This window comes from Enterococcus sp. (genome assembly GCF_032555305.1).
Lineage (GTDB): Bacteria > Bacillota > Bacilli > Lactobacillales > Enterococcaceae > Enterococcus_A.
Genome location: NZ_JAWGOQ010000059.1, coordinates 1 through 6,628, shown reverse-complemented (window position 1 = coordinate 6,628; position 6,628 = coordinate 1). Strand labels below are relative to the sequence as shown.

At 36.1% G+C, this 6,628-nt stretch carries 9 protein-coding genes; all 9 read left to right on the top strand.

From position 1 onward, the window contains the following. Window positions 1–311 precede the first annotated feature (311 nt). The 9 genes from E6139_RS22730 to E6139_RS22690 all read left to right on the top strand — a co-directional run bounded on the left by E6139_RS22730 (window position 312) and on the right by E6139_RS22690 (window position 6,468). Window positions 312–626: a YdcP family protein gene (locus tag E6139_RS22730; RefSeq protein ID WP_000421280.1), complete on the top strand. Its 315-nt coding sequence runs from the start codon at window positions 312–314 to the stop codon at window positions 624–626. 20 nt (window positions 627–646) lie between these two features. After that, window positions 647–1,024 (top strand): YdcP family protein, encoded by a 378-nt coding sequence (locus E6139_RS22725; protein ID WP_001234189.1) that lies wholly within the window; start codon window positions 647–649, stop codon window positions 1,022–1,024. A gap of 9 nt (window positions 1,025–1,033) precedes the next feature. After that, a complete protein-coding gene (locus E6139_RS22720) occupies window positions 1,034–1,807 on the top strand; it encodes a hypothetical protein (protein WP_000185760.1) in 774 nt (257 codons plus the stop codon). A 21-nt stretch (window positions 1,808–1,828) separates the two neighbouring features. Beyond that, window positions 1,829–3,232, top strand: coding sequence for an FtsK/SpoIIIE domain-containing protein (locus E6139_RS22715; protein ID WP_001130247.1), 1,404 nt, complete (start codon window positions 1,829–1,831; stop codon window positions 3,230–3,232). A gap of 181 nt (window positions 3,233–3,413) precedes the next feature. After that, entirely contained in the window at window positions 3,414–4,598 is a 1,185-nt protein-coding gene (gene mobT, locus E6139_RS22710; RefSeq protein WP_000426691.1) for a MobT family relaxase, read from the top strand. After that, window positions 4,595–4,867: a hypothetical protein gene (locus E6139_RS22705; protein WP_000055367.1), complete on the top strand. Its 273-nt coding sequence runs from the start codon at window positions 4,595–4,597 to the stop codon at window positions 4,865–4,867. The genes mobT and E6139_RS22705 overlap by 4 nt, the downstream gene beginning before the upstream one ends. Further along, a complete protein-coding gene (locus E6139_RS22700) occupies window positions 4,864–5,085 on the top strand; it encodes a hypothetical protein (protein ID WP_001009054.1) in 222 nt (73 codons plus the stop codon). Before E6139_RS22705 ends, E6139_RS22700 begins: the two co-directional genes overlap by 4 nt. 41 nt (window positions 5,086–5,126) lie before the next feature. Continuing rightward, the gene (locus E6139_RS22695) at window positions 5,127–5,906 is read left to right on the top strand and encodes an abortive infection family protein (RefSeq protein ID WP_000678782.1); all 780 of its coding nucleotides are present in this window, start codon (window positions 5,127–5,129) and stop codon (window positions 5,904–5,906) included. 61 nt (window positions 5,907–5,967) lie between these two features. Then, window positions 5,968–6,468, top strand: coding sequence for an antirestriction protein ArdA (locus tag E6139_RS22690; protein ID WP_000421245.1), 501 nt, complete (start codon window positions 5,968–5,970; stop codon window positions 6,466–6,468). The last annotated feature ends 160 nt before the right edge of the window (window positions 6,469–6,628 follow it).

Here is a 6,628-nt window from a genome sequence, read left to right as displayed (position 1 = left end):
GAATTTTTAGGTGCTCCTCCTAGTCAGCAATTTTTCATTTTATTTAAGGATAGATCACTAACCTTCTAGAAAAGTGATTTGTTCAGTAGATATTATTTAAAAAAATAAAAAGTGCAATAAAAGTGCAGTATTTGCACCTAAGCAGACCTGATTAAATTCGAAATGGAATTCTAAACTCAATATTCATTTAAATGATAGACGTTCATAATGAGCGTCTATTTTTTATGCTTTGAAAGGTTGTGATACTAACAAATTTTTAAATGAATAAAGTAAGCCAAAAATATTTTATGTGAGAAAGGAACGATACACTTATGGAATTAAAATATGTCATTCCCAATATGGAAAAAACATTTGGTCAATTAGAATATGCTGGTGAAGGGAATATTGAACAACGTCGAGTCAATGGCAGACCAACTATTCTCTCTCGTAGCTACAATTTATACTCAACGATTCAACGAGCAGATGATATTGTTGTCATTCTTCCCTCCGAAGCTGGCGAGAAACATTTTGAATCCGACGAAAAAGTCAGACTCATCAACCCACGTATTACCGCAGAAGGTTATAAAATTGGCAATAGAGGATTTACCAATTACATTATGCACGCAGACGATATGGTGAAAGCTTAAGAAAGGAAAGGTGAAAAAATATGAGATTAGCAGAAGGTATTGTGATTGAAAAAGACCAGACATTTGGCACATTGAAATTTTCCGCTTTACGTCGTGAGGTTCGTATTCAAAATGAAGATGGTTCGGTTTCCGAAGAAATTAAAGAACGTACCTATGACTTAAAATCAAAAGGACAAGGACGCATGATACAAGTCAGTATCCCCGCTTCTGTTCCTTTGAAAGAATTTGACTACAACGCAGAAGTGGAATTAATCAATCCTGTGGCAGATACCGTAGCGACGGCTACTTTTCGAGGGGCAGACGTTGATTGGTACGTGAAAGCAGACGATCTTGTATTAAAAGGACAGACAAAACCTCATCAGAAATATAAAAAAGAAGCGTCCGAAAGTGAAAAATAGGTGTTGCTTATGACAAACACACCATTGATTTTGAAAGAAATTCCGAAAGATGAAGCCATTTCTTTTATTCGGCAATACCATTATTCAAAGATACTCCCTAGATTGTGTAAATACTTTCTAGGGATTTTTTCAGAAGAAAAATTATTAGGCGTTGTGGAATTAGGCTGGGGTACGCAACCCCTACAAACCATACGCAAACTCTTTCCCGACAGTTCCCTTCAAACCACAGATTATTTAGAAATTGGAAAGATGTGTTTTCTTCCAGAAATGAATCAAACCAATTATTTTGGCAGTCAAGCTCTTTCAGCTCTAATTAAGTGGTTGAAAGAACATACGGACTGTCATTTTTTATATACATTGGCAGATGGAATTGAGGGAAAATGTGGCTATGTCTATCAAGCGTCCAACTTCTTTTACTGCGGGTATTTCAAGACAAGTGTCTATCGTGATAAACAGTCATGGGAAAAGATACACCCTCGAAGTGCTCGCCTTTTATTAGAGGAAAATGCTCGTTTTGAACAGGTAGAGAAAAAGCATTGGCTTTCCCAGGCATTTTGCGAATACAAAGGGATTGAGAAAATCAATGGACGCATGTTTCGCTATCTCTATCCGTTGACAAAAGAAGCGAAAAAACTGTTAGGACACACGCTCTATCGACGTCATTATTATCCGAAAGAAAAAGATTTACGCTTTGAAAAGCGAATCGCTTATCGGAAATATGAAGCCATTTCTCAACCAACTTTTGATAAACAGGCTCGTATCTACAATACACAATTATTTTGATAGATGGAAAGGAGGATTTTTATGCCATTGCTTCATGACAGAGGAAAGCGAATCAAAGCCAACGATAAGGACTTGGTCTATCATTTTGTGCTGATTTCATTGCTGATAGTTTTTCTAGTCGTTCTACTCCCTTTTCATTGGAGAACGTTACAATCGGTGAATTGGCAAACAGTTCAGTTAGATACATTTTTCTATCAACTGCATACGCCATACTTTTGGAGCAGTATTCTCACTGCTTTTTTTGTATGCGGACTCATCAGCTGGCTCTATTATCACTATCGCATAGATTCTATAAAACAGTTAGAGCACCGTCAAAAGTTAGCTCGTATGATTTTAGAAAACCATTGGTATGAAGCCGAAGAAACTCAATCAGAGGGATTCTTTAAAGACTTATCCAGCAAGAAAACCAAACAACGAATCCGCCATTTTCCTAAAATGTATTACCGAATGAAAGATGGACTGATCCATATTCATGTAGAAATCACTTTAGGGAAATATCAAGATCAGCTCTTGCACTTAGAAAACAAACTAGAAACAGGCTTGTATTGTGAATTAGTGGAAAAAACGTTGAAAGATTCTTATGTAGAGTATGTTCTACTTTATGACACCATTGGCAATCGAATTGGCATTGAAGATGTGGTAGCTCAAGATGGACGTGTCAAATTGATGGAATCGGTCTATTGGGAGTTTGATTCTCTCCCTCACATGTTAATTGCTGGGGGCACGGGTAGTGGAAAATCCTATTTTATTCTCACATTGATTGAATCTCTCCTGCATACAAATGCGAAGCTTTATATTCTCGACCCTAAAAATGCTGATTTGGCAGACTTAGGAGCGGTCATAGATAATGTCTATTACCGTAAAGACGATATGCTGGCATGTATTAGTCAATTTTACGACGATATGATTGCCCGTAGTGAAACCATGAAGCAACACCCGAACTACAAAACAGGAGAAAATTATGCGTATCTTGGTCTACCTGCGAACTTCCTGATTTTTGATGAATATGTGGCGATGATGGATATGTTAGGTCGTGATAGTGCACAAGTTATGAATAAACTCAAACAAATTGTTATGCTCGGACGACAAGCAGGCTTCTTTTTAATTCTTGCCTGTCAGCGTCCAGACGCAAAATATTTTAGTGATGGTATTCGAGATAACTTTAACTTCCGTGTGGCTTTGGGTCGTATGTCTGAAATGGGCTTCGGTATGATGTTTGGAAGCGATACACAAAAACAATTTTTCTTAAAACCCATCAAGGGAAGAGGTTATGTGGATACAGGAAAAAGTGTGATTAGTGAGTTTTATACACCCCTTGTACCAAAAAGGTATGATTTCTTAGGAGAAATAGGAAAAGTCATTCAAAAAAAGCAATCTGAGCCTGTACCGCACGAAGTGAAAGGTACAGGTTCAGACTTGCTTTGATTGGTGTGGCGTTAGCCACGCCAATCCTTTAGCCCCCTCTACCTAACAGGGGGGCACAAATACAACTGAAAACAGGCAATTCTCATCAACCAATGTTGATGGTACAAGGAATTGCGGAAAATAGGAAAGATGTAAACTCAAGGGTCATAGTTTACATCTTTTTTAGATTGGAGGTTTGCGAATGGAAAACGAAAAAATTTGGATTAAGGAATTGAAAGAAAAGCGACTGGCTTATGGCGTTTCTCAAAATAAACTGGCGGTTGCTTCTCATATTACCAGACCTTACCTATCGGATATTGAAACAGGCAAGGCAGTCCCTACTCAACAGGTGAAAGAAGATTTACTGAACGCTTTGGAACGCTTCAATCCCGATAACCCATTGGAGATGTTATTCGACTATGTACGGATTCGATTCCCTACCAATGATGTGTCTCAAATTATCGGTGAGGTTTTACGCTTGAATATGGATTATATGCTACACGAAGACTTTGGCTATTATTCTTATCCCGAACACTATCGTTTCGGTGATATTGTTGTCCTAGTCTCTCATGATGTAAGTAAAGGGGTTTTATTAGAACTGAAAGGAAAAGGCTGTCGGCAATTTGAAAACTTTCTATTGGCTCAACATCGGAGCTGGTATGGTTTCTTTCAAGATTGCATGGAACATAAAGGTATTTTCAAACGCTTGGATTTAGCCATCAACGATAAAACAGGGATTTTGAATATTCCAGAATTGGCAAAGAAATGTAAACAGGAAGAATGTATTTCCGTCTTTCGGAGCTTTAAAAATTATCGCAGTGGTGAATTGGTTCACCGTGATGAAAAACCAGACATGGGAAACACCCTTTATATTGGCTCATTAAAAAGCGAAGTCTATTTCTGTATATATGAGAAAGATTATGAGCAATACGTGAAAAATGATATTGCCTTAGAAGACGCAGAAATAAAGAATCGCTTTGAAATTCGTTTGAAAAACGACAGAGCCACTCAAGCCATGAAAGATTTGTTGGAACATCAAAATGCAGAAAAAACAGCGTTTGAGATTATCAATCGTTATATTCGCTTTGCCGATAAGGACGAAACCAAGCGACGGAGTGATTGGCAAACCAATGAACGCTGGGAATGGTTTATCGGCAAAAATCGTGGAGCATTACGCCTAACCATACAGCCAGAACCTTATTCTTTTGAACGAACATTGAACTGGTTACATCATCAAGTCGCCCCTACATTAAAAGTCGCAAGCATTTTAGATATTCTCAACGGTACAACCATTATTTCCACCATGATTCATGAAGCCAAACTGACAGAAAAACATGAGAAATTAATTGAACAACAACATCTAGGCATGGAGGATTTGATTACATGAGCCTCTTAACAGAAGAATTAAAGAAGTTAGGGTTTCAAGCGTATATACAAAATACAGGGAAATATACGTCTCTCATTATTGAGGGAAAACGGCAAGCTGGTGATACCATCTATACCTATGATTTTTACAAAGTGAGCTTTTATAAGAATTATACCAGTCGAATAACTGTTTATGGAGAGCATTTAACTCCTTTTCAATTATTAAAGCGTGTAAAAAGCTATATCTACTATCGAGAAAAATATCTTAAGGAAAGGAGGACAATCACATGAATTTTGGGCAGAATTTGTACAACTGGTTCTTGGATAATGCACAGTCATTGGTATTGTTAGCGATTGTCGTCATTGGACTGTTTTTAGGTTTTAAACGAGAATTTTCAAAACTTATTGGCTTTTTGATTATTGCTTTAATCGCCGTCGGACTTGTGTTCAATGCAGCTGGCGTGAAAGATGTGTTATTAAACTTATTTAACCGAATCATTGGTGCTTAACAGATATTTTTCATGATAAAATAGGAAGTATATATTTTGTTATGAAAGGATCCATGAATATGTTTACAAATGATCAATTTAAATCTCTTTTAATTAAAACATTAGAAAGAAAGAGCTCTTCAAATTATTATGAAGGAGGTAACGAGATTGTTTCTAAAATGAAAATATCAGAGGTAACTTTAGATGAGACTAACGAGTTTACTTATTATAAAGGATACAAAAGGGATTGGAATACGCTTTGCACCTATCTTAAAATAAGAGCTCCTTTTGATGATTTAGACTTTTTTGAAAGTCATAAAGATTTGCTTACCCAGACAGCAAGCTCCATATATGATAAACAAGGTGATAATGTATTAGTGGATACTATTTTAGTACCACTTCCAGAGAATTACGAAGTAATTAACTTTAGTCAGTTGAAAATTAGTGATGTGATTTCACAAGCTATTGAAGACGCTGAGTCTTTCATGAGTAATGGTGAATATCAACGTGCCTTTGACAGAGTTCACACTGCTTTTCATGGATATTTAATTGAAATACTAAAAAAATATGAAATTACAGTTCCTAGAGACGAAAATCTATCTAAATTATATAGTAGGATACAACAATTAATTGAAAAAGAAATTCAACCTACTGAACTTGCTGATATAGTGAAGACAACGATAAGGTCATCAAATGGAATGATTAGCTCTCTTAATGAAGCAAGAAATAGGCATTCACTTGCACATCCTAATACAAATATTATTGGAAAGAGAGAAGCAAAACTAATAATAGGTATTTCAAGTACAGTTACAGATTATATTAGCGGATACCTTGATAAGTAGCGTCATTAACTGATTGCTACTTTTTTTTTGACTATATTTTATAAAAAGGATGTGATAAGAATTGGAATTGAAAGTCTATGTGGCAAATTTGGGACGGTATAATGAAGGTGAATTAGTTGGATCATGGTTTACTCCACCAATTGATGAGGAAGAAATGGCAGAAAGAATCGGTTTAAATGAGAACTACGAAGAATACGCCATACATGATTTTGAGCTTCCTTTTGATGTGGACGAATACACGCCAATTAGTGAAATCAACCGTCTATGTGAAGCCATTCAAGAAATCGAAGGTACACCTATTTATAATGAACTCAAAGAAATTCAAGGCATGTGGTTTAGTAGCTTGGAAGAATTACTGGAAAACAAAGAGAATATTCATTGTTATAGTGAATGTGATTCTATGGAAGATGTCGCCCGTTATTATGTGGAAGAAACAGGACAACTTGGTGAAGTACCTTCTAATTTACAAAATTATATTGATTATCAAGCTTTGGGACGTGATATGGAAATAGAGGGAAATTATCTTATCACCTCTCATGGAGTATTTGAGTATTCTAATTAACATGGATTACTCTAAACTAGCAATACTGCTATAATAATTTTATACGTTCTGAATTAAGGAGGATAAAGTCCATATAATTGTGTAAAAGCAAAAAGGCCATATGAACGCCTCTTTACGGTACAATGTTTTTAACCACTAAAAACATACCCAGGAGGCAATC